This window comes from Pseudomonas sp. ME-P-057, from assembly GCF_030208975.1.
GTDB classification, from domain to species: Bacteria; Pseudomonadota; Gammaproteobacteria; order Pseudomonadales; family Pseudomonadaceae; genus Aquipseudomonas; species Aquipseudomonas lutea.
Window position 1 is genome coordinate 64,188 of record NZ_JARVSX010000030.1, and the last position, 22,461, is coordinate 86,648.

17 protein-coding genes are annotated in these 22,461 nt (G+C 61.5%); 9 read left to right on the forward strand and 8 right to left on the reverse strand.

Annotated elements, in window-relative coordinates; translation table 11 throughout:
- Window positions 1–66 precede the first annotated feature (66 nt).
- Window positions 67–2,283: a DNA internalization-related competence protein ComEC/Rec2 gene (locus tag QRN48_RS15870; RefSeq protein WP_191945317.1), complete on the reverse strand. Its 2,217-nt coding sequence runs from the start codon at window positions 2,281–2,283 to the stop codon at window positions 67–69.
- A gap of 154 nt (window positions 2,284–2,437) precedes the next feature.
- On the opposite strand from QRN48_RS15870, the gene QRN48_RS15875 reads away from it, so the two are divergent.
- Window positions 2,438–2,959 carry a DUF2062 domain-containing protein gene (locus QRN48_RS15875; RefSeq protein WP_191945316.1) on the forward strand — a complete coding sequence of 174 codons (522 nt, stop codon included), beginning with the start codon at window positions 2,438–2,440 and terminating at the stop codon, window positions 2,957–2,959.
- 165 nt (window positions 2,960–3,124) lie between these two features.
- Here the strand turns inward: QRN48_RS15875 and QRN48_RS15880 are convergent, their stop codons facing one another.
- The 3 genes from QRN48_RS15880 to QRN48_RS15890 all read right to left on the reverse strand — a co-directional run bounded on the left by QRN48_RS15880 (window position 3,125) and on the right by QRN48_RS15890 (window position 5,655).
- The gene (locus QRN48_RS15880; RefSeq protein ID WP_037011780.1) at window positions 3,125–3,904 is read right to left on the reverse strand and encodes an ABC transporter permease; all 780 of its coding nucleotides are present in this window, start codon (window positions 3,902–3,904) and stop codon (window positions 3,125–3,127) included.
- On the reverse strand, window positions 3,901–4,833 hold the full coding sequence (locus tag QRN48_RS15885; RefSeq protein WP_191945315.1) for an ABC transporter ATP-binding protein: 933 nt from the start codon (window positions 4,831–4,833) through the stop codon (window positions 3,901–3,903). Before QRN48_RS15885 ends, QRN48_RS15880 begins: the two co-directional genes overlap by 4 nt.
- A gap of 198 nt (window positions 4,834–5,031) precedes the next feature.
- Complete coding sequence (locus tag QRN48_RS15890; protein ID WP_191945314.1) at window positions 5,032–5,655, reverse strand: glutathione S-transferase family protein; 624 nt, start codon at window positions 5,653–5,655, stop codon at window positions 5,032–5,034.
- Window positions 5,656–5,865: 210 nt separating this feature from the next.
- Between QRN48_RS15890 and QRN48_RS15895 the strand changes: the two genes are divergently transcribed.
- The 3 genes from QRN48_RS15895 (at window position 5,866) to QRN48_RS15905 (ending at window position 9,215) form a co-directional block, all read left to right on the forward strand.
- The gene (locus QRN48_RS15895) at window positions 5,866–8,310 is read left to right on the forward strand and encodes an acyl-CoA dehydrogenase (RefSeq protein ID WP_285351631.1); all 2,445 of its coding nucleotides are present in this window, start codon (window positions 5,866–5,868) and stop codon (window positions 8,308–8,310) included.
- A 226-nt stretch (window positions 8,311–8,536) separates the two neighbouring features.
- Window positions 8,537–8,740, forward strand: a complete 204-nt coding sequence (locus QRN48_RS15900; RefSeq protein WP_191945312.1) for a hypothetical protein — start codon at window positions 8,537–8,539, stop codon at window positions 8,738–8,740.
- A 64-nt stretch (window positions 8,741–8,804) separates the two neighbouring features.
- On the forward strand, window positions 8,805–9,215 hold the full coding sequence (locus QRN48_RS15905) for a PA2817 family protein (RefSeq protein ID WP_037011790.1): 411 nt from the start codon (window positions 8,805–8,807) through the stop codon (window positions 9,213–9,215).
- 911 nt (window positions 9,216–10,126) lie between these two features.
- On the opposite strand, the gene QRN48_RS15910 is transcribed toward QRN48_RS15905, so the two are convergent.
- Both QRN48_RS15910 and QRN48_RS15915 read right to left on the reverse strand, forming a co-directional pair.
- Window positions 10,127–10,930, reverse strand: a complete 804-nt coding sequence (locus tag QRN48_RS15910; RefSeq protein WP_191945310.1) for a class II aldolase/adducin family protein — start codon at window positions 10,928–10,930, stop codon at window positions 10,127–10,129.
- A 244-nt stretch (window positions 10,931–11,174) separates the two neighbouring features.
- Entirely contained in the window at window positions 11,175–12,080 is a 906-nt protein-coding gene (locus QRN48_RS15915) for a LysR family transcriptional regulator (protein ID WP_285351632.1), read from the reverse strand.
- Between the two features lie 199 nt (window positions 12,081–12,279).
- Here QRN48_RS15915 and QRN48_RS15920 point away from each other — a divergent pair, with 199 nt between their 5' ends.
- The 5 genes from QRN48_RS15920 to QRN48_RS15940 all read left to right on the forward strand — a co-directional run bounded on the left by QRN48_RS15920 (window position 12,280) and on the right by QRN48_RS15940 (window position 18,415).
- Window positions 12,280–12,888: a cysteine dioxygenase family protein gene (locus tag QRN48_RS15920; RefSeq protein ID WP_285351633.1), complete on the forward strand. Its 609-nt coding sequence runs from the start codon at window positions 12,280–12,282 to the stop codon at window positions 12,886–12,888.
- Window positions 12,885–14,465 carry a rhodanese-related sulfurtransferase gene (locus tag QRN48_RS15925; protein WP_285351634.1) on the forward strand — a complete coding sequence of 527 codons (1,581 nt, stop codon included), beginning with the start codon at window positions 12,885–12,887 and terminating at the stop codon, window positions 14,463–14,465. The genes QRN48_RS15920 and QRN48_RS15925 overlap by 4 nt, the downstream gene beginning before the upstream one ends.
- Before the next feature lie 343 nt (window positions 14,466–14,808).
- The gene (locus QRN48_RS15930; protein ID WP_285351635.1) at window positions 14,809–15,819 is read left to right on the forward strand and encodes an ABC transporter substrate-binding protein; all 1,011 of its coding nucleotides are present in this window, start codon (window positions 14,809–14,811) and stop codon (window positions 15,817–15,819) included.
- Window positions 15,820–15,851: 32 nt separating this feature from the next.
- The gene (locus QRN48_RS15935; RefSeq protein WP_285351636.1) at window positions 15,852–17,231 is read left to right on the forward strand and encodes an LLM class flavin-dependent oxidoreductase; all 1,380 of its coding nucleotides are present in this window, start codon (window positions 15,852–15,854) and stop codon (window positions 17,229–17,231) included.
- The gene (locus QRN48_RS15940; RefSeq protein ID WP_191945304.1) at window positions 17,228–18,415 is read left to right on the forward strand and encodes an acyl-CoA dehydrogenase family protein; all 1,188 of its coding nucleotides are present in this window, start codon (window positions 17,228–17,230) and stop codon (window positions 18,413–18,415) included. The genes QRN48_RS15935 and QRN48_RS15940 overlap by 4 nt, the downstream gene beginning before the upstream one ends.
- A gap of 421 nt (window positions 18,416–18,836) precedes the next feature.
- Here the strand turns inward: QRN48_RS15940 and QRN48_RS15945 are convergent, their stop codons facing one another.
- Window positions 18,837–21,125 carry a molybdopterin guanine dinucleotide-containing S/N-oxide reductase gene (locus QRN48_RS15945; protein WP_285351637.1) on the reverse strand — a complete coding sequence of 763 codons (2,289 nt, stop codon included), beginning with the start codon at window positions 21,123–21,125 and terminating at the stop codon, window positions 18,837–18,839.
- 49 nt (window positions 21,126–21,174) lie between these two features.
- Entirely contained in the window at window positions 21,175–22,137 is a 963-nt protein-coding gene (locus QRN48_RS15950) for an ABC transporter substrate-binding protein (RefSeq protein WP_285351641.1), read from the reverse strand.
- Between the last annotated feature and the right edge of the window lie 324 nt (window positions 22,138–22,461).

The following is a 22,461-nucleotide window of genomic DNA, read 5'->3' on the forward strand; positions in this document are numbered from 1 at the left end:
CTTTCACTCGAGCCTCCTGCACCCCTGTAGGCCACGCCGGCCAGTCACGCCCGTCAGTCACGCCCGTCAGTCACGCCAGAAGCGTCGCGTGCTGCGCTCGGCGCTGGCGGCCTGATAAGCGCCAAGCCGCACGGTAATAGCGCCCCGCTCGGCACTGTCGTGGATTGCCATGCCGGACCAACCATACCTGGACACAACCAGTGGATGGGGGTGACCGAACGCATTATTGCGGCCTCGGGAAATCAGCACCCCGTGCGCCCCGACAGCCCGCAGAAAAGCACGAGACGAGGAGCTGCGGCTGCCGTGATGCGGGGATTGCAGCCAGTGCGCGCTGACGTTGAATCCGTCGTTGAGCATCGCGCGTTCTGCGTCGACGTCGATATCGCCGGTCAGCAGCAGCCGTTCCCCGTTGGCCTCGACGCTTAGTACGCACGAAGCCTGATTGCCCTCGTCAGCGTGCTCCCAGATCCAGGTGGCGAACGTCACCTCATTCCAGGTCCATGTTTCTCCGTTGCGACAAGCCTGCGCCGACAGCTCAACGGGCATGCGAGCAATGTCTCCCGCCAACACGCGTTTTACCGGCACGCCCTTGAGTATGGCTGCGGCGCCACCGGCGTGGTCGGAATCGGCATGGCTGAGCAGCAGCGTGTCCAGCTGTTTCAGTCCGGCTCGGCGAATGGCCGGCAAGACCACACGCTCGCCAATATCGAAGTCACCGAAGCGCGGCCCGGCGTCATACAGCAGGGCGTGATCGCGAGTGCGCAGCAGGATGGCCAGGCCTTGGCCGACGTCCAGCTGCAGCACTTCAAGCTGACCGACAGGCACGCTCTTCTGGGGCGGGAACAGGCACAGCAACAGCATGGGCCAGCCCAGCGGGCGCAACGGCAGGCCGCGGGGCAGCAACAACAGCAAGGCCCCCAAAAGGCTCAGCGGCCAGACCCAGGCCGGGACGTGCGGACCTGTCCAGGCCGGAACGAGATCGGCAGCGAACACGAGAAAGCGAAACAGCCCTTCCATCGCCCCGCCTGCCAGCCACAACAGGCTTTCGCCCACGGGCGCGATGGCCAGCAGCAACGTGCCGAGCAGCGCCAGCGGCAAAATCAGCAGACTGACCCATGGCACGGCCAGCAGATTGACCACCGGGCCGCTGATGCTCACGGGCAGGTTCAACGCCAGCAACACCGGCAACAAACCGACTGCGATCAGCCACTGCGCCCGGCTCCAGCTCTGCAGCCAGCTCCACGGACCGAGCCGTGCGCTGAAGATCAGCATCAGGATCGCTACCGCCAGAAAAGACAGCCAGAAGCCGGGACGCAGGCTGATCAGCGGTTCCGCGATCAGCACCAGATTGAGCGCCAGCAGCAGCGGCCACGTCGTCCCCAGATGGCGGAAGCGCAGGCGCCACAGCAAAACCAGCCCCAGCATGATGCACGCGCGCTGGACCGGCACCTCCCAACCCGCCAGCAGCCCATAGGTCAGCGCGCCTATAAACGCAGCGATGCAGGCTGAGGGCAGCCACGGCAGAAAAGTCGGCCATGCGCCCCAGCGGGCCAGGCCGGCGACAAGTCCGTACAGCAAGCCGGCCAGCAGGCCGATATGGGTGCCTGATATCACCAGCAGGTGAACGGTGCCGGTGGCCTGTAGGGCTTGCCAGTCAGCGGTGCTCAGACCGGAATCATCACCGAGCACCAAGGCGGCCAGCCCGCCCTCCCGACCCTGCGCGTCGACTTCCAGCAGACGCTGACGAACACCGTCGCGCCAGTTGCCCTCGGCGGGCTGGAGCAGGTGGCCGTCGACCACGGTGCCGGTTGCGCCAATGCGCTGGGCCAGTAGCCAGGCCTGATAATCGAACCCGCCAGGGTTGACCAGACCGCCGGGGCGTTTGAGTTTGACCGCCAGACGCCACCGCTCGCCGCTGCCCACCGCCGGGCCACCGTACCAGCCAATGCGAATCTGCTGCGGCAGCCGCGAACGGCGGGAGACAGGGTCGTCGAGCTGAAACCGCACCACGCCATCAATCGTTTGCGGCAGACCGGCCACGCGGCCTTCCAGCCAAAGGGTTTGCCCGTCGAGCCGCTCGGGCAGACGATCATCCATCGCCGCCTTTGCCGACGCGCAGGCCCACGTCAACCCCAACAGGAACAATGCCAACGGGTACGTGCGAAACGGCAGCAGCATCAGGGCCACGACGGGCATCAGCAGCAACAACCAGACCGGCGGTAAGGCCGGTAGAAAACGCAACGTCAGTAATCCGAGCGCGAGCGCAATCATCCCTGTGCGCATGGGGCTTTCCTTGTCTGGGGGTGAAATCGACTCCCATGGCTTAGCTGATGCTGAGGTGCACGCGCTTATTAATTGTCACAAAGTCTGAATTTCCGGCGGCGACTATCCGTGCATACTTCCCCCCAATTTCCCGCCCACCTCGCCGGATTCCCGTATGCCACGCCACCTGATCAAGCGGTACATGCCCGATCCGAACAGCATCCGGGAACACAAATCCTTACGTTTTCTTGGCCGGCTCCTGCACGACCCCAACCTGTGGCACCTCAATCGACGCTCGGTGGCGCGCGCGATGGGGATCGGCCTGTTCGCCGCCTTGATGCCGATGCCGCTGCAAATGCTGCTGGCCGCCGTCCTGGCGATCTGGGTACGGGCCAACCTGCCGATTGCCGTGAGTCTGTGTTGGCTGACCAATCCGCTCACCATGCCGCCGGTGTTTTATTGCACTTACAAAACCGGTGCGGTGCTGATGGGTCTGCCTCCCAGGCATTTTCCGGACTCGCTGAGCTGGGAATGGATCAGCGGGCAGCTGTCCACGCTGTGGCAACCCTTTTTGCTGGGATCAGTGGTAATGGGAGTCGTGCTGGGGCTGGTGGGGTACTTCGGAACGATGGCCTACTGGCGCTGGTGGGTCGGGCGGCAGTGGAAGGCGCGCCAGCAGCGGCGCAAGGTGGTTTAGGGGAGGTTCCCAGCAAATCCGGGAGTGACCGGAGGGCTCCACCTTGCTCGCGAAGAGGCCAATACACTCGCTACATATTCAGCGCGTGTAACGGAGCCTTCGCGAGCAAGCTCACGGCCACAAAGGGTGGCGCACTCGTTAGCGAGTCCGCGAGATGCCGGCAAATTACTGACGCATACCGCGCCCGCTCACCAGCAAGCGCGCACATGCCACGTAGAGCACGATGGTCGCAACGACCATGAACGCCAGGGCGATGCTGATCTTGATGTCAGACACGCCGAGGATGCCGAAGCGGAATGCATTGACCATGTGCAGCACCGGGTTGGCCAGCGACACGGTTTGCCAGAACGGCGGCAGCAGGTTGATCGAATAGAACACCCCGCCCAAGTACGTCAGCGGCGTCAGCACGAACGTCGGGATGATCGAAATATCATCGAAATTGCGCGCAAACACGGCATTGATGAAGCCCAGCAGCGAGAAGATCGTCGCCGTCAGCAACACCACGATCACGGTGACGCCCAAATGGTGCACCTGCAGATCGGTGAAGAACATCGACAGGATCGTCACGATGACGCCTACCGCCAAGCCCCGCAGCACACCGCCAATGGTGTAGCCGATCAGGATGGTGTGAGGTGAGACCGGCGAGACCATCAACTCCTCGACCGAGCGCTGGAACTTGGCGCCGAAGAAGCTGGACACCACGTTGCCGTACGAGTTGGTGATCACTGACATCATGATCAGACCCGGCACGATGTACTGCATGTAGGTGAAGCCACCCATGTCGCCGATCTGCCGGCCGATCAGGTTGCCGAAGATCACGAAGTACAGAACCATGGTGATCGCAGGCGGCAGCAGGGTCTGCGGCCAGATCCGCATGAATCGGCGAACTTCGCGGTAGACGATGGTGTTCAGGGCAATCAGATTGGGGCGCAGCTCCGAGCTCATATCGCCACCTTTGCCAGATTCTTTTCGACCAGACCCACGAACAGCTCCTCAAGGCGGTTGGTTTTATTTCGCAGGCTCAGCACCTGAATGTTCTGCAGCGACAACTGACTGAACAGCGACGTGATGCCGATGGTCTTGTCGACTTGCACCTCAAGGGTGTGGTTGTCCACCAGCTGCACCGGATAGCCGTTGAGCTGAGGTGCAACCTGCAACGGATCGCGCAGGTCCAGCAGGAAGGTCTCGACATGCAACTTGTTGAGCAGCGTCTTCATGCCGGTGTTCTCGATGATCGTGCCGTGATCGATGATGCCGATGTTGCGGCACAGCTGCTCTGCTTCTTCGAGATAGTGCGTGGTCAGAATAATGGTGATGCCTTTCTCGTTGAGCTCGGTGAGGAAGGTCCACATCGAACGGCGCAGTTCGATATCCACGCCCGCGGTGGGTTCGTCGAGGATCAGCAGACGCGGCTCATGAATCAGCGCACGGGCAATCATCAGGCGGCGTTTCATGCCACCGGACAGCGAGCGCGAAGGCACGTCGCGCTTGTCCCACAGGCCGAGTTGAGTCAGGTACTGCTCGGCACGCTCCTTGGCGATTTTCGGAGGAATGCCGTAATAGCCGGCCTGGGTCACGACGATGTCGAAGGTTTTCTCGAACTGATTGAAGTTGAATTCCTGAGGCACCACGCCAATCGAGCGTTTGAGCTGCGCCGGGTTACGGTCCAGGTCGTTGCCAAAGATATTCACCGTGCCGGTGGTCTTGTTCACCAGCGTCGAGATGATCCCGATGGTGGTGGATTTGCCGGCACCGTTGGGGCCGAGCAATGCGAAAAAATCACCCTCGGCGACGTCCAGATCGATGCCCTTCAGGGCCTGGAAACCGTTGCCGTAGGTCTTGGTTAGCTGCCGGATGGACAGGGCTGAACTCATGACTGAACACACACCAATAAAATGAAAAGGGGATGATGAACGAATACAAAGTGCAGTCGCCGGGCTGATGCGGGCGCTGATGTTTCACGCGCCGCGCCTTGGATTGCCCTGCGCGGTGACCGCCATGTTGCTGGCCGATGTCGCCCAAGTACAACGACATCGGTTGATAGTCAGTATTAACTCGACGCTTGCCTGAACTCAGGTCAGCGCAGTCATGACGGCCTTGCGGTACGCCGGACGCTGTTGCAAACGCTCGTACCAGGCTTTGAGGTGAGCCAGCTCCATGCGTTCAATCGGCATTTCGAACCAGGCATAAATGAAACTGCCGAGGGGAATGTCGCCCACACCGAATTCGGCGCCAGAGAGATAGGGCTGACTGGCCAATGCCTGATCGACAATGCTCAGCAGTTGCTCGATCCCGGCCTTCGCCGCATTGATCTGGGCCCAGTCCTGCTGTTCGACGGGGGTGCGCAACACGCCCCAGAACACTGTGCGGAAAGGACCTGCGAAAGTGGACGTGGTCCAGTCCATCCATTTCTCGGCCTGGGCCCGCTTCTGAGGATCGGCAGGATAGAGCCCGGTGTCGGCGCCATACTGTGCAGCGAGATAACGCACGATGGTGTTGGATTCCCACAGCACGAACGCCCCGTCTTCGATCATCGGCACCACGCCATTAGGGTTCTTGGCCAGATACTCGGGCTGGTTGTTGACCCCGAATGCGCCGCCGGCATTGAGCGACTCGTAGTCGAGCCCCAGTTCTTCGGCGATCCACAGCGCCTTGCGCACATTGGATGAGTTCTTGCGGCCCCAGATCTTCAACATGGTGGTCTATCTCCGTGTGGTCAACGCGCTGTGAGGATTTTTGCGGCCACAGTCTACTCCGGGATGCGGGTGTTCAAGCCACAACTTCCTGCGCATCGGCCAGCGCACGAACTCCCCTGGTAGCATGGGGTCACTATCGATGCGCGGGCCAGAGCGGCCGACTGCGCCGTCGGTTGCGCTGATCGCCGCCGCCATCATGGAGGGCTGTTTATGCTGTTGTTGTGGATTGTCGTGTTGGTAGTCGGCGTGGCCTGGTTGGCCCACCGGAGAATTGCGCCCTTCCCTGCCCTGGGCATCGTCGCCGTGTACTTGCTGGCGATGGGCGCATTCAGCCATGCCCACGGCTGGATGGTCATCCCTTGGCTGCTGTGGCTGGGTGTCGCGCTGTTTCTCGCGCTGCCCGACCTGCGCCGGCGGCATTTCAGTGCGCCAATGTTCACGTGGTTTCAAAAGGTGCTGCCGCCGATGTCGGCCACCGAGCGCGACGCCATCGACGCCGGCACGGTCTGGTGGGATGGCGAGCTGTTCAGCGGCCGTCCGGACTGGAACACCCTGCTCAGCTATCCGAAAAGCCAGCTGACTGAAGAAGAACAGGCGTTCCTCGACGGCCCGACAGAAGCGCTGTGCGCCATGGTCAGCGACTGGGAGATTGGCCAGGCGATGGACCTGCCGCCTGAGGCCTGGGCGCATATCAAGGCACATGGCTTCTTCGCCCTGATTATTCCTAAAGAGTACGGTGGCAAGGGGTTCTCCGCCTATGCTCACTCACAAGTGGCCATGAAGCTGGCCACCCGTAGCGGCGACCTCGCGTCCACGGTCATGGTGCCCAACTCGCTGGGCCCGGCCGAGCTGCTGCTGCATTACGGCACCGACGAACAACGCAACCATTACCTGCCGCGCCTGGCGCGTGGCGACGACATCCCCTGCTTCGCGCTGACCGGCCCGCTGGCTGGTTCCGACGCGGGCGCAATGCCGGACACGGGCATCATCTGCAAAGGCCAGTGGAAAGGCGAAGAAGTCATCGGGCTGCGCCTGACCTGGGAGAAACGCTACATCACCCTCGGCCCGATCGCGACCCTGCTGGGCCTGGCGTTCAAGGCTTACGACCCTGAGCATTTGCTTGGCGACAAGGCAGACCTGGGGATTACCCTGGCGCTGATTCCTACCGATACCCCCGGCGTGGAGATCGGCCGCCGGCATGTGCCGTTGGGCGCGGCATTCATGAACGGCCCCAACTCGGGCAAGGATGTGTTTATCCCGCTGGAGTACCTCATCGGCGGTCAGGACATGCTCGGCAAGGGCTGGATGATGCTGATGAACTGCCTGTCGGTGGGACGATCGATTTCCCTGCCGGCAGTGGGCACCGGCGCAGCCAAGTTCACCAGTCTGGTGACGGGCCAGTACACACAGGTGCGCGAGCAATTCAACGTGCCACTGGCGGCGTTCGAAGGCATTCAGGAATCCCTTGCGCGCATCGGTGGCAACGCTTGGCTGATGGATAGCGCGCGCATTCTGACCGCCAACGCGGTGGACCTGGGCGAGAAGCCTTCGGTGCTGTCGGCGATTCTGAAGTACCACCTGACAGAGCGCGGCCGCGAGTGCATCACCCATGCCATGGACGTGCATGGCGGCAAAGGTATCATCATGGGCCCGAACAACTATCTGGGTCGCTCGTGGCAGGGAGCGCCGATCTTCATCACGGTCGAGGGCGCGAACATTCTCTCGCGCAACCTGATGATCTTCGGTCAGGGCGCCATTCGCTGCCATCCGTTCGTACTGAAGGAAATGGCCCTCGCCGGTCGTAAGGATCGTGACCGCGCCGTGGTGGAATTTGACGGCCTGTTGATGCAACACATCGGTTTCGCGGTACGCAACGCGGCCAGTACGCTGGTGCTGAACCTGGGCCTGGGTCATTTCGACAGAGTACCCGGTGACCGCCTGAGTCAAGGCTATTTCAGGGCGCTCAACCGTCAGGCCGCCGCTTTCGCCATGCTCGCCGATCTGAGCATGATGTTGCTGGGCGGTGAACTTAAGCGGCGCGAGCGGCTGTCGGCGCGCCTCGGCGATGTGCTGAGCCATATGTACCTGGCGTCGGCATCCCTCAAGCGCTACCACGATCTGGATTATCCCGAAGCCTTGGCGCCGCTGTTCTGCTGGGCCATGGAAGAGGCGCTGGGTGAGGCCGAACGCGCGCTCGATGAGCTGCTCAGCAACTTCCCGAACCGCGTAATGGGCGCGATGTTGCGGGTGATCGTGTTCCCGTTTGGTCGTCGCCACAAAGGGCCGTCGGACCGGCTTGATGCGCAAGTGGCGGAAATCCTGGGTCGCAGCAAGGGTGATCCGGCTCTGGAATCGGTGCTCGCCGGCTGCTATCGCCCGACGGATGCGGACGACCCGGTGGGCGCGTTGCAGCACGCAAGCGATTTGCTGAATGGCGCCAGGGCGGTCCGCAGCAAGCTGTATCACGCGGTGAAGAGCGGTCAGGTGAAGCCGGCGGGCGGTGAGCATCTGATCGATGCCGCACTTAATGCTGGCGTGCTGCTGCCTGCGGAAGCACAAACGCTGCGGGAAGCCGAGGCGGCCCGTCGCAAGGTCATCGATGTGGATGACTTTGCCAAGGAAGCGTTGCTCGCCACCGAAGGCAAAACCCGCTGATCCACGCCGAAGTAGAGGAGCACGCTTGCCCGCGATGGCGGTGACACAGTCGATGAAAACCTGTCGACTGTGTCAGGCTTTCTCGGGCAAGGCCCCCCTGCATCTATCGCTGCGCAGTCTAGTCAGCCTGTCGCAAGCCTGAACACGACTTACGTCTACATACACCGGACGAGAGAATTGTCCTACACTCCTTGGTAACAACAAGAAAACACCAAGGGGACGCATCATGATTGACCATCGCATGACTCATCGCTGCCTGCTTGCCGACATCGCCTCGGGTGAAGACCTTTACAGCGGCAAGCCGTCACAAACCCTGCAAACCCTGCTGATGATTGGCTTCGTCACCCGTCTCCCGAGCCCGGACCACACCTACGCTCACTTCGCGCTCACCGAAGCAGGTCATCGGTATCTGGCGGGATTGTGGCATTGAGATAGCGGCAGGCATCGGGGGCCTCTATACTCCCGCGCCTGTTTTTGTCTCTGAGGGCTTCATCATGGCCGACGCCAATCTCGACCACACAATGAATCTGCTGCTGCACCTTCGCGGCATCCTGGTCGCGCTGGGAGAGGCCGAGCAGGTCCCCGAGGAAAGTCATGCGCTGTTCCTCGAACGTTACGACGAGCTACTGACCCTGCTGCCAGCTGATCCTATCGAAAGCCAGTATCTGGGCCAGGACCTGCTGTGTCAGGTGATTCAGCGCTACCCGCAGATTGCCCATCTCGTGCCGCGCGACCTGCTGTGGTACTTCGCCGGCGACTGCCTGCATTTCATGCCGGACGATGAGATCGACCTCTACACGGCGCTGGAAGAGCGCCGCCACGAGGCCGCCGAGAACGACGAGCCGTTTGACTGGAATCAGGAAAAGCAGCTGCTGGCGATGTCGCAGAGCGAATCGAAGCACTGACAGGCGTTGAGTTTTAGCCTCCAGTGCGAGGCCCAGGCAAGACGCAAATCGACCGCCCCCTGTAGGAGCCGGCTTGCTGGCGAACTCGGTGTGTCAGGCATTTAAATGACCCAGGTATATCGCGTTCGCGGGCAAGCGCGCTCCTACAGGTATCGCAGCATGGCGCGCGTTGCGCGTTGAATGTCTGGACCTCAGCTGGTGGCCGAGATTGGTGCCATTGCCCAGCTTTTGTAGGAGCGCGCTTGCCCGCGAATGGATTTTTCCAGCGCTAGAGATATGGCGTATCAACTGACCTCTTCGCGGGCAAGCGCGCTCCTACAGGTATCGCAGCATGGCGCGCGTCGCGCGTTGAATGTCCGGACCTCAGTAGATGGCCTAGATTGGTGCCATTGCCCGGCTTTTGTAGGAGCGCGCTTGCCCGCGAATGGATTTTTCCAGCGCTAGAGATGTGGCGTATCAACCGGCCTCTTCGCGGGCAAGCGCGTTCCCACAGGCGCAGCATGGCGCGCGTCGCGCGTTGAATGTCCGGACCTCAGCTGGTGGCCGAGATTGGTGCCATTGCCCGGCTTTTGTAGGAGCGCGCTTGCCCGCGAATGGATTTTTCCAGCGCTAGAGATGCGGCGTATCAACTGACCTCTTCGCGGGCAAGCGCGCTCCTACAGGTATCGCAGCATGGCGCGCGTCGAGGGTTGAATGTCCGGACCTCAGGTGATGGCCGAGATTGGTGCCATTGCCCGGCTTCTGTAGGAGCGCGCTTGCCCGCGAATGGATTTTTCCAGCGCTAGAGATGTGGCGTATCAACTGACCTCTTCGCGGGCAAGCGCGCTCCTACAATGTCGGGTGCCGGGCGGTCATCATTCGGCAATCAGCAATCGCTGTGACAAATATCAACGGCGTCGTGCAAATCCCGGTCAGTCCTGATAACCGGTGCCATGCCGGTCCAGCTCGCGAATCAGAGCGTTCCAGTGCCGCGCTACGCCTGGCCCCGTACCGCTTTTGATCACACTGGCCTGTGCCTCCACACGCTTGACCACCTCATCTGGCGGAAAGATCAGCTCGGCATTGCCCGCTGCCTGCGCAGCGATCTGAATAGTGCAGGCGTATTCGAGGTTATGCAGCTGTTGAAACGCATGCTCGACGCTCACGCCTGCGGTGAGCAGCCCGTGATTGCGCAGAATCATCACACTTTTATCGCCAAGGTCCGCCACCAGGCGCTCGCGTTCGCCCAGGTCCTGGGCAATGCCTTCATAGCCGTGATAAGCCACCCTGCCGGAGAAAGCCAGGGAATGCTGCGAGATGAGCAATAAACCGTTTTTCTGTGCGGACACCGCAATGCCGTCGCGGGTATGGGTATGCAGCACCGCCTGCAAATCGGGACGCGCGGCATGGATAGCGCTGTGGATCACGTAACCGGCGTTGTTGATGCCCAGCCCGGTCGGGTCGTCGATCACGGTGCCGTCGATGTCGACCTTCACTAGATTGGAGGCCGTGATCTCATCGAACAGGAGCCCAAAAGAGTTGATCAGGAAGTGCTCGGCAGGCCCCGGAACACGCGCGGAAAAGTGCGTATAGATGTGGTCGGTCCAGCGTTTCAGGGCCGCGATCCGGTAGGCCGCCGCCAGCTTCACCCGCACTTCCCACTCTTGTGGGCTCACTCGATCGCGCACGCTGCCGGTGTGGCTGGGCAGAACGGGCAAGGAACTGACGTTGCTCATGTTTGACTCCCTGATGGTCTGGATCAGACGTAATCAGGGCAGCCTAGCCGGTGACGTAAATGATTAAAAAGCACATTTACTTCTAAGCTAATTATCAATATTTTTTATTATGAGGCGGCGCCGGCTTGCTGGCGACAAGGGCTATCTAGACACACCTATCGTGAATACCCAGATTGCGTTCGCCAGCAAGCCGGCTCCTACAGGGGGACGCGCTTGTTCAGCCACCTCGGTGCGGCGTCGGAATTCAAGCCGCATCCCGCTCCTGCTTCAGCGAACCAGCCACCAGTTTGCCGAACGCAGCCACCGGCGCTTGCAAGTTGCCCAAAAAGCGCGGCTGGATCAGCCACAGGTCCAGCACCGGCTTGAAGTCCTTGAGAGGCATGACGGCGAGCGAATCCCGGTGACTGCTGCGCTCCAGCAGCGGGCGTGGCACAAGACCCAGGCCCAACCCGTCAGCGACCAGGCCCAGTTGCAGCTCGGTGCCGAAGGTTTCAAGGTTAACCTTCAAGCTCAAACCCTGATCCGTCAGCGTGCGTTGCAGCCCGGCGCGGAAACCGCAGCCATCCGGGTTGAGCACCCATCCCAGGTCGTAACAATCGGCCAGCTTGACTGGCTTCTTCGGCAGCGCTTGCCGGGCGCACACCACCACCAACTCCATCTTGCCGAGGGATTCACCCACGATGCCCTCGGGGAAAATTTTCCCTGCCGGGAATAACGCGGCGGCGGCATCCAACTCACCGTTTTCGATTTTGTCAATCAGATTGCTGCCCCATCCGGTCACCACTTGCGCACGCAGATCGGGAAATTGCCCACGCAGATGTTTCAGCGCGTCCAGCAGCACCACGTCGCCGATGGTTTGCGGCACACCCAGCCGAAGCAGGCCGCTGGGCGGGGTATCGCTGGCGACCAGTTCGCGCAACGCGTCCATTTCCCGCAGGATCGCCAGGCATTTCTGATAAACCTGGGTCCCCATCGGGGTCGGCTTGAGTGGCTTGGTGTTACGGTCGAACAACTCCACACCCAGCGCTTGCTCGAAGTTCTGCACGCGGCGCGTGATGGCGGGCTGTGTCAGGTCCAGAGATTCAGCGGCATGGCTGATCGACTGGCAGCGGATCACCGCCACGAAGGCATCGATGTCATCAATTTTCATTCGGATCGCACATGGAATTTAAGGAACAAGATAGGCAAAAATCATAATGGCTATCCTCATCTGTGAATAGTCCGAATACAGTCGGGGTGTGGGTAGCCATCAAGCGCTTCGTTTTGGTTATAACCTAATCATCAATAGATAGCATATTAGAAGCCCGCATTATGCTTATATTGGCCACCCCAAACTACGCGGAGCCGACATGACTCATACCCGCCACCCTGAACGGCTCAGGACTTTTATCAGTGCGATGGCCGAACTGATCGAGGACGTCCCGCGGGAAAGCGATCTGCTTTCCCGGGGCGGTCAGCTGCTGGGCGAACTGGTCCGCCATGACGACTGGCTGCCGGACGAATTCACGGTTCCCGATCCGACCCGCTATCAGCAGTTTCTGCTGCACGCCGATTCGCGGCAGCGATTTTCAGTGGTCAGTTTTGTCTGGGGCCCCGGTCAGAAAACGCCCATCCACGATCACCGCGTCTGGGGGCTGATCGGCATGCTGCGCGGCGCCGAGTACTCACAGGGCTTTGCCCGCAGCGCCGATGGCCGCCTTGAACAAGAAGGGCCAGCGATCCGCCTCGAGCCCGGCCAGGTCGAGGCGTTATCGCCGCACAGCAATGATATTCATCAGGTGAGCAACGCGTTCGACGACCAGGTCTCGATCAGCATTCATGTGTATGGCGCCAATATCGGCGCGGTCAAGCGCGCTGTCTATCAAGCGGATGGCAGCGAGAAGCTGTTCATCTCCGGCTATTCAAATGCCTTTCTCCCGAACATCTGGGATCTGTCCAAAGAGAGCCAAGCCCAATGACCCTTCACACCCGTTCGTATGCTGATGTCCGCCAGGCGCTGCTGGCTCATGAAGAAGTCGCGCTGGTCGATGTGCGCGAAGAAGCGCCGTTCGCTGACGCTCACCCGTTGTTTGCAGCCAATATCCCGCTGTCGAAGCTGGAGCTCGAAGTGCTCGCGCGCATACCCCGCCGCGACACGGCCATCACGCTGTATGACAACGGCGAGGGCTTGGCCGAGCGTGCACTGGCGCGTCTGCAAGCGCTCGGTTACACCGGTGTCAAACTGCTTGAGGGCGGCCTGCAGGGCTGGCGCGACGCGGGCGGTGAGCTGTTCATCGACGTCAATGTACCCAGCAAGGCATTTGGTGAGCTGGTTGAGCATCACCGCCATACACCTTCGCTGGCCGCCGAAGAGGTGAAGCAGTTGCTGGACGCCAAAGCCGACGTGGTGGTGCTGGATGCGCGCCGGTTCGACGAATACCAGACCATGAGCATTCCCAACGGCGTCAGCGTGCCTGGCGCCGAGCTGGTGTTGCGTGCACGCGAGCTGGCGCCCAATCCGCAGACCCGCATCATCGTCAATTGCGCCGGCCGGACGCGCAGCATTATCGGCACTCAATCGCTGGTAAACGCTGGCCTGCCCAACCCGGTGTCCGCGCTGCGCAACGGTACGATTGGCTGGCTGCTGGCCGGGCAGACGCTGGATCATGGCCAGTCGCGGCGCTTTGCGCAGGTCAGTCCTGCGACGCTTGAGGTCGCCCGGGCGGATGCGCGCCGGGTCGCGGACAGAGCCGGTGTGAAACGCGGCAGCCGTGCCGATTTGGCCGCTTGGCAGGCGGACACCACGCGCACGACATACCTCTTCGACGTGCGCACGCCTGAGGAATTCGAAGCCGGGCATGTGCCGGGCGCCCGTTCTACACCGGGCGGCCAACTGGTGCAGGAGACCGATCATTACGCCAGTGTGCGCGGTGCGCGGATTGTGCTGGTTGACGACGACGGGGTGCGCGGGAACATGTCGGCGTCCTGGCTGGCGCAACTGGGCTGGGAGGTGGCAGTGCTGGACGACTTGAGCGCCGAGGATTTCAGCGAGCACGGCGCCTGGAATGCGCCGACGCCACCGCAGCCTCAGGTCGAGGAAGTCTCGGCCGAAACGCTACGCGAATGGCATCAGCACGGCGACGTTGCGGTACTGGACTTCACCTCCAGCGCGAACTACGTCAAGCAGCACATACTAGGCGCGTGGTGGACGCTGCGAGCCGATCTTGCGCAGGCGCTGCAAGCGATCCCGGTTGCCGGCCGTTACGTGCTGACCTGCGGGAGCAGTAAGCTGGCGCGCCTTGCGGTGGCGGAAGTCGAAGCGCTGACCGGCAAGCCGGTGTTTGTGCTGAAGGACGGCACCGCCAGCTGGATCGCTGCAGGGCTGGAGCTTGAGCACGGTGAAAGTCATCTGGCGTCCCCGCGCATTGACCGCTACCGCCGACCTTATGAAGGTACGGATGCGCCACGCGAAGCGATGCAGGCGTATCTGGACTGGGAATATGGGCTGGTTGAGCAATTGGCCCGCGACGGCACCCACGGCTTTTATGTGATCTGAGCCACGTGATCTGAGCCACGTGATCTGAGCTATCTAATCTGAGCCGGGTCCTGCGTGCAGGAGTCCTCGCCCGCGATATGCGATAGCGGTGTGTCAGTGACCGGATACGGCGCAGGCAAATTGCATTCGCGGGCAAGCGCGCTCCTACCAAAACGCATCATCTCGAAGAGATATATGCATTACGCTTATATAAACGTAATCCTATAATCACACAAATACATAATTAGCTTATAACCAAACGATACTTCTATTCCCTTTCTTATAGGCATAAGGTCAAACCTCTTGCCGACCCCTTCTCCAGGCGGAGGCCAAGCATTCACCTCGACGCCTGGAGATACGCACCATGTTCGCCCCCTTCCCTGCCTTGCGACGCGTCAGAACCGTCTGGCTCGCCAGCTTGCTGGCATTGTCTTTCGGCGGCGCCACACATGCCGCCGAACCGCTACAGCCCTTGCTGGTGGCCAACCAGAAATCTGCCTTGAAGGTGCTGCTGGAGGTTTCCGGCGAGCTGAAAGACGTCCCGTATGAAATCAAATTTTCGGAGTTCCCTTCAGCATCGCCATTGGGCGAAGCACTGAATGCCGGCGCGGTCGACGTCGGCGCGCTGGGCGATGCGCCGTACGTGTTCGCCTTGGGCGCGGGCGCCTCGTTGAAGGTCATCAGCATTACCCACGTCAGCGGTCGCTACACCACGGCGCTGATTGTGCGCGATGACTCGCCGATCCAATCTGTCGCCGACCTCAAGGGCAAGCGCATCGTCACCGGCCGCGGCTCCATCGGCCACTACCTGGCCATCCGCGCGTTGAACGAAGCGGGACTGAAAACCAGCGACGTCCACTTCGTCTATCTGTTACCCAGTGAATCCCGCCTGATTCTCGATAACGGGGACGCCGATGCGTGGGCCACGTGGGCACCGTACACCACCGTCGCGACGCAGAACGGCGCGCGCATCCTGCCGAGCGGGCCGGACCTGTTGACCAACCATTCCTACCTGGCTGCGACCAGCAAAGCCATCGCCGACAAGCGCGTGCAACTGGATGACTTCGTGGTGCGCCTCGACCGGGCCTATCGCTGGGTCAACGATCACCCTGCCGAATACGCCGCCGCGCAGACCAAGGTCACAGGGCTGCCAATGGCCGTGCACCTGGCCGTCAACCAGGACACAAAAATGGAGCGGGTGAGCATTGACGATGGCGTGATCAAAGGCCTGCAGAACACCGCAGACATCTATCAGCGCGAAGGCATCCTCACCCGGCATGTCGACGTGTCTCACGGTTTCGACCCGGACTTCAACGCCATTCGCCTGGCCGCCGAGCGCGCTGCCAACCCGACCAATCCGCAAGCTGCGCGCTAAGCGCCTCGAATCAGCGACTCAGGAGCAACATCATGAGCAAACCTCGTCAACTCAAATTTGGCGCCATGGTCCACGGCGTGGGCCACGGCTGGGGCGAGTGGCGCCACCCGGACGCGCAAGCCGACGCCAGCACGAATTTCGGCTGGTACAGGGATCAGGCGCGATTGGCCGAAGACGCGAAGTTTGACTTCGTATTCATCGCCGACAGCCTGCACATTCACGAGCGATCCAGCCCGCACTACCTTAACCGTTTCGAACCGCTGACCCTGCTGTCGGCGCTGGCAGCGACAACCTCGAAGATCGGCCTGGTGGCCACCGTGACCGTCAGCTATACCGAGCCCTTTCAGGTGGCGCGGCAGCTTGCCTCCCTGGACCACATCAGCGGCGGTCGCGCGGGATGGAACGTTGTGACGTCCTGGCTCAGCGGCACGGCGGAAAACTTCAGTAAGGACGAGCACCCGCCCCACGCCGTGCGCTATCGAATCGCCAGGGAGCACGTGTCGACGGTCAAAGGGCTGTGGGACTCGTGGGAAGACGACGCCTTTACGCGCAACAAGCAGACCGGCGAGTTTTTCGACCGCGGCAAACTGCACGCCTTGAATCACAAGGGCGACTTTTTTCAGGTCAAGGGCCCGCTGAACATTGCCCGGTCGCGTCAGGGCCAGCCGGTGCTGTTTCAGGCTGGCACTTCTGAGGACGGGCGCAACTTCGCCGCCGAATACTCCGATGCGATATTCGTCCACGCCGAGTCGCTGGAGGAAGCGCAGGCTTACTACGCAGACCTCAAACGACGCGCCATAGGGTTCGGCCGCAACCCGGATGACCTGTCGATCCTGCCGGGAATCCGTCCCATCGTCGGTCGCGATGCCACGGAGGTGGAGCGGCGCTATCAGCAAGCCGTCGAACTGGTGAGTATCGAAGATGCCATCGTCGCGCTGGGCCGGCCGTTCAATGACCACGACTTCAGCCAGTACCCGTTGGATGCGCCATTCCCGGACGTAGGGGATCTGGGCGCCAACAGCCAGAAAGGCGGCTCTGATCGCATCAAGCAGCAGGCGCGGGAGCAAAACCTGACCCTGCGCCAGGTTGCACTGGACTTTTCCCGTCCCCGGCGCGAATTCGTCGGCACCCCCGAGCAGGTCGCCGACGCGATCCAGCATTGGTTCGAGCATGGCGCCAGTGACGGCTTCATCATCAATTCGTTGCTACCGGACGGCCTCAAGACCTTCACCGAATGGGTCATACCTGTCCTTCAGCAGCGCGGTCTGCAGCGCAGCGACTACAACGGCTCGACGTTGCGCGAACACTTCGGTCTGGCCTTTCCGGTCAATCGTTACACCGCCGCACGGCACGCGGAGCAGACCGATGCAGAACCCCGTTATCCAAACGCTCATGCGCAGGTGCCGGCATGAACGCAGGTGTGCAGTGGCAAGCCGCCCCGACGCCGGACGTTGAGTCAGATGCCGCGTTTGCCGCGCGTTTGCAGGGCATCACCCAGCGGTTGGCCGAAACCGCGCAGCACTACGATGAAAGCGCTGAATTCCCCCACGCCAACTTCCGTTTGCTGCACGAGCACGGCTTACTTGGGCTGACTGTCGAGGCTGCACTGGGTGGCGGCGATGCCGATCTCGAAAGAGCACGGCAGGTGATCAGCGCCGTGGCGCGGGGTGAACCGTCCACCGCGTTGATTCTGGTCATGCAGTACCTTCAGCATGCGCGGATGCGCGAGGCCAAAAACTGGCCTGACCCTCTCTACCGGCAAGTGGCGCTTGATGCGGTCAGAAACGGCGCGCTGATCAATGCCCTGCGGGTTGAGCCGGACCTGGGTTCGCCTTCGCGCGGTGGGCTGCCGGCGACAATTGCACGCCGCACCGCAGAAGGATGGCGGATCGACGGCCGCAAGATTTACTCGACAGGCAGCCACGGTCTGACCTGGCTGAACGTCTGGGCGCGCAGCGATGACGTCGATCCGCGCGTGGGCGTTTGGCTGGTGCCCAGGGACAGCCCGGGTGTGCGCATTGTCGAGGACTGGGACCATTTGGGCATGCGCGCGACCTCCAGCCACGAGGTGATTTTCGAGAACGTGCTGGTGCCGCTCGAGCATGCCGTCAACACCAGCCCGGCAAGTTCTCCCCAGCCAGAGCTGGATGCGATCGGTTTGCTGTGGATGGCGGTGCTGCTGTCGTCGGTCTATGACGGCATCGCGCAATCGGCACGGGACTGGCTGGTGGATTTCCTGGAGCAACGCGCGCCCTCAAATCTTGGCGCATCGCTGTCGACACTGCCGCGCTTTCAGGAAGTGCTTGGCCACATCGACACGCTGCTGTTCGCCAACAGGACATTGCTGCAAGCGGCGAGCCACGGCCTGACGCCGGCCGCCCATGCAGCGCAGATCAAATACCTGGTGACCAGCAACGCAATCCGTGCGGTCGAGCTGGCCATTGAGGCAACCGGCAACCCCGGCCTGTCACGAAGCAATCCGCTGCAACGACACTACCGCAACGTACTCTGCGGCCGCGTGCACACGCCGCAGAATGACGTGGTATTGCAAGGGGTGGGCAAAGCGGTATTTGCGGGGCGTGCGGTCAAGTTGTGATGCACTGCAACGCCCTTCCCGGCTAAAGCCGGTCCCACTAAAAACGCGTTCACTCACAATCATGCCTGAGGCCAATCCTGCAGGAGCGCCGCATTTTCTCAGTGGGACCGGCTTCAGCCGGGAAGGCGCCAGTGCTATCACCCTCGATTTTCAGCGTGACGATTGGCCTCTTCCCGGCTAAAGCCGGTCCCACTAAATACGCCTTCACTCACATTCCTGTCTGAGGCCAATCCTGCAGGAGCGCCGCATCACCTCAGTGGGACCGGCTTCAGCCGGGAAGGCGCCAGTGCTATCACCCTCGATTTTCAGCGTGACGATTGGCCCCTTCCCGGCTGAAGCCGGTCCCACGGAGAGCGAGGGCGTTCAGCCTGAAGCCGGTCTCACAGGATGAGCAAACGTGAGTACGCCTTCAATCAGCCTATCAAGCCAACATCTCCGGCGGCGCGAATGCGGTGATGGCGGGCAGCTCGCCGTGCCATTTTTCGACCTCGACCGACACCGTCTGCGCCGAACATCCCTGAGACAGGCTCGACGCACCGACATCCTCGGTCACCACGTTCGGGTTGCCGTGTATTTCCAGGCTATTGGCCTGCCCTTTCACCAGCGGATCAAACCAGGCGCCTGTGGCTATCTGCACGACGCCCGGCCGAATATCGTCGGACACCCGCACCCCTGCCAGAAACGCGCCTCGGCTGTTGTAAACCCGGACCACATCGCCCTCGCAAATCCCCCGCGCCAGGGCGTCTTGCGGGCTGATCGTCATCGGCTCGCGTCCCTGTATTTTCGACGCTTGACTGTAACTGCCATGGTCGTACTGGCTGTGCAGGCGCGTCTTCGGCTGATTCGACAGCAGATGCAGGGGAAACGATGGCGCGGGCTTGTCCAGCCACACGGGATGGCCGGGGCAGTCGGCATAACCGAAGCCGGCGATCGTTTCACTGAATATCTCGATTTTGCCCGAAGGCGTCTGCAGCGGGTTCCCCAACGGGTCCTCACGAAACGCCCGCAGCAGCACCGTCTCATCGGGCGGGTAATCCACCTCGATCAGGCCTTCGTGCCAGAATTGCTCAAACTCGGGCAATTCGATGGCGAAGCTTCCGGCGCGCGGCCGCGACTCTTCATACAGCAAGCGCAGCCATTGCCCGGCGTCGCGGCCTTCGGTAAACACCGATTCACAGCCCAGCCGACGGGACAGCTCGGCAAAAATTGCGTAGTCATCGCGCGCCTCCCCCACCGGCTCGATTGCCTGATGCATGGCAATCATGAAGCGATCCGACGCCGCGCTGCCGATGTCATCGCGCTCCAGCGCAGTGGTGGCTGGCAGGACGATATCTGCGTGTTTGGCCTGAGCCGTCCAGAACTGTTCGTGAACGACAATGGTTTCCGGCCGCTGCCAGGCGGTCAACAGACGGTTGATGTCCTGATGATGGTGGAAAATATTGCCGCCAGCCCAATACACCAGCCGGATGTCCGGGTACACATGACGCTGGCCGTTGTAATCAAAGCTTTCGCCTGGGTGAAGCAGCATGTCGGTCACCCGCGCGACCGGTATGAACGCCTTGACCGGGTTAACCCCTTGAGAAAAGCGCGGCCCGGAAAATGCCTTGCGGCCGCTGCCGGTGTTGTTCATGCAGCCATAACCCAGACCAAACCCGCCGCCCGGCAGGCCGATCTGACCCAGCATCGCCGCCAGCGTCACGGTCATCCAGAATGGCTGCTCGCCAAACTGCGCGCGCTGCAATGAATAAGCGACGTTGATCATGGTGCGCTTCGCGGCCATCTCGCGTGCAAGTCCAGTGATGCGGTGAGCGGGGATGTCTGTGAGCAACGCCGCCCACTCGGGCGTCTTTGCCACACCATCGACTGCGCCACGCACATACTCGATGAACCGCTCATGGCCCACGGTGTACTCGCGCAGGAAGGCCTCATTGTGCAGCCCTTCATCCACCAGCACCCAACACAGCGCCATCATTAACGCCGTGTCAGTGCCGGGTCGCACGGCCAGCCACGCGGTGTGCTCAGGCCCGAGCAGGTCGTCGCGCAAGGGGCTGACATTGACGAAACGCACGCCAGCGTCGGACATCTGACGAATGCCGCTGCTGACCAGATGATCGCTGGCACCGCCAGGGCTGCATTGCGCGTTCTTGACGGGCAGGCCGCCGAATGCCACGAACAGCTCGCAATGCTCAGCCAGATTTTGCCAGGACGTGTGCCCGCCCAGCAGCCAGTCCATGTTGCCGACGATATGCGGCATCAATACACGGCCCGCGCCAAGGCTGTAACTGTCGACGCTGTACGCGTAGCCGCCATAACTGTTGAGGAATCGATGCAGCTGACTCTGCGCGTGATGAAAGCGCCCTGCACTGCCCCAGCCGTAGCTGCCGCCGAAGATGGCCTGGTTGCCATGCTCGCTTTTCACCCGGGCGAGTTCCGTCGCCACCAGGTCCAGAGCGACGTCCCACGACACCTCAACGAATGCCTCATTGCCGCGCAGATGAGGATTGCGCAACGCCGGGTGATCGTCGAAACGCTCAAGAAAACTGCGCCGCACGGCGGGCCGACGGATGCGCGTGGTTGAGTCGATCGCACCCGGAATGGACGCACCGATTGGTGAAGGGTCTCCGTCCCAGTGCGCCGGGTCCATGCCTGTGAGACGCCCGTTGACAACGCGCGGACGGTAAACGCCCCAATGCAGCGAGGTGAAGCCCATGGATACGTGCTCCTGCAGACCAGAGCCTGCGGTGACTGGCAATGAGTGATCAACGCGCCGCTTGTGCCGGAGCCTGCTCTACAGCCTTGAAAGCGGAGGCGAACGAGTCATCGAACACAGTGCCAGCCGGATAGGATTTCGTCAGCCCGGCGTCGTTGAAAAAGTCGATGGTCTGTTGGGCCTGACTGATGACTTGCGGCGTGATGGGCAATACCACCGTCGCAGAACGCTCGAACCAGCGCCGCGCCACTTCCGGGTCCGCTTTGGTCAGGACCGCCCAGGCATTGGCATAGCTGTCGGTGTTTTGCTTGCTGGCCACGGACCAGGCCCGGGCCTTTTGCAGGCGCTGGATGAAATCGCTGATCAACTCGCGCTTGTCTTTGATCGAGCGGTCGTTGGCGACAATGAAGCTCTGCGCCGGAATCAGGTTCTGCGCGGTGATGATCACCCGGCTGCCTTGCCGTTCCTGCTGAATCACATAGGGATCCCAGGTGGCGATGGCATCAACCGAACCGCCATCCAGAGCATGAGACGCGTCCAGGGCACTGAGGTAGCGGTACTCGACCGCGTCCCGGGCAATGCCGGCCTTGTCCAGCGCGGTCAGCATCAACTGCTGGCTCCACGACCCTTTCCAGATGGCCACACGCTTGCCCTTAAGGTCCGCCACCGATTGGATTGTTGAGTCCTTGCCGACCACGATCGCCACGCCCGCAAGGTTTTGCCGGGACACGCCCACCACTTTGATCGGGGCGCCCAACGCACCGAGAAATAACACCGGCGCGTCACCCAGCAAGCCGACGTCCAGACTGCCCGCGTTCAACGCTTCTGCTACGGGCGAGCCCGCAGTGAACTGCTTCCACTCCAGCGTGTAGGGCAAATCATCGAGTACGCCAGCCGCCTCCATGACCGTCCGCGCGCCGTAGCTCTGGTCGCCCACGATCAGCTCGGCGGCCAGAGCGGCTTGAAGAGAGGTTGTTAATAGAAGAAGGGATAACGCAGGGCGTAGCAGAATGGATTTGATCGACACAGGCTGTCTCCGAAAGGCTCATCAGAACCGGATCATGAAATGAACGCCGGTCCGCCTGTGCGGTAGCCGATCCAGGCCCTGCCGCTTGACGCAGCGCAGGGACACGAACCATAGCATCGAAATCTATATTAAATAAATTCAATATAGTTATATGGAAATATGCAGATTATTCAGCACTGACAGCTACGCAATCCCTCTCCACAAAATCGACACGAACAAAAACGCCGCTCTGGTGAGCGGCGTTTTTGAGAATTTGGAGCGGGAAACGAGACTCGAACTCGCGACCCCGACCTTGGCAAGGTCGTGCTC

What these genes read in the sequence shown, in the direction of transcription:
- QRN48_RS15870 (WP_191945317.1), bottom strand. Translation starts at nt 2,283, where the DNA reads ATGCGCACAGGGATGATTGCGCTCGCGCTCGGATTACTGACGTTGCGT.
- QRN48_RS15875 (WP_191945316.1), top strand. Translation starts at nt 2,438, where the DNA reads ATGCCACGCCACCTGATCAAGCGGTACATGCCCGATCCGAACAGCATC.
- QRN48_RS15880 (WP_037011780.1), bottom strand. Translation starts at nt 3,904, where the DNA reads ATGAGCTCGGAGCTGCGCCCCAATCTGATTGCCCTGAACACCATCGTC.
- QRN48_RS15885 (WP_191945315.1), bottom strand. Translation starts at nt 4,833, where the DNA reads ATGAGTTCAGCCCTGTCCATCCGGCAGCTAACCAAGACCTACGGCAAC.
- QRN48_RS15890 (WP_191945314.1), bottom strand. Translation starts at nt 5,655, where the DNA reads ATGTTGAAGATCTGGGGCCGCAAGAACTCATCCAATGTGCGCAAGGCG.
- QRN48_RS15895 (WP_285351631.1), top strand. Translation starts at nt 5,866, where the DNA reads ATGCTGTTGTTGTGGATTGTCGTGTTGGTAGTCGGCGTGGCCTGGTTG.
- QRN48_RS15900 (WP_191945312.1), top strand. Translation starts at nt 8,537, where the DNA reads ATGATTGACCATCGCATGACTCATCGCTGCCTGCTTGCCGACATCGCC.
- QRN48_RS15905 (WP_037011790.1), top strand. Translation starts at nt 8,805, where the DNA reads ATGGCCGACGCCAATCTCGACCACACAATGAATCTGCTGCTGCACCTT.
- QRN48_RS15910 (WP_191945310.1), bottom strand. Translation starts at nt 10,930, where the DNA reads ATGAGCAACGTCAGTTCCTTGCCCGTTCTGCCCAGCCACACCGGCAGC.
- QRN48_RS15915 (WP_285351632.1), bottom strand. Translation starts at nt 12,080, where the DNA reads ATGAAAATTGATGACATCGATGCCTTCGTGGCGGTGATCCGCTGCCAG.
- QRN48_RS15920 (WP_285351633.1), top strand. Translation starts at nt 12,280, where the DNA reads ATGACTCATACCCGCCACCCTGAACGGCTCAGGACTTTTATCAGTGCG.
- QRN48_RS15925 (WP_285351634.1), top strand. Translation starts at nt 12,885, where the DNA reads ATGACCCTTCACACCCGTTCGTATGCTGATGTCCGCCAGGCGCTGCTG.
- QRN48_RS15930 (WP_285351635.1), top strand. Translation starts at nt 14,809, where the DNA reads ATGTTCGCCCCCTTCCCTGCCTTGCGACGCGTCAGAACCGTCTGGCTC.
- QRN48_RS15935 (WP_285351636.1), top strand. Translation starts at nt 15,852, where the DNA reads ATGAGCAAACCTCGTCAACTCAAATTTGGCGCCATGGTCCACGGCGTG.
- QRN48_RS15940 (WP_191945304.1), top strand. Translation starts at nt 17,228, where the DNA reads ATGAACGCAGGTGTGCAGTGGCAAGCCGCCCCGACGCCGGACGTTGAG.
- QRN48_RS15945 (WP_285351637.1), bottom strand. Translation starts at nt 21,125, where the DNA reads ATGGGCTTCACCTCGCTGCATTGGGGCGTTTACCGTCCGCGCGTTGTC.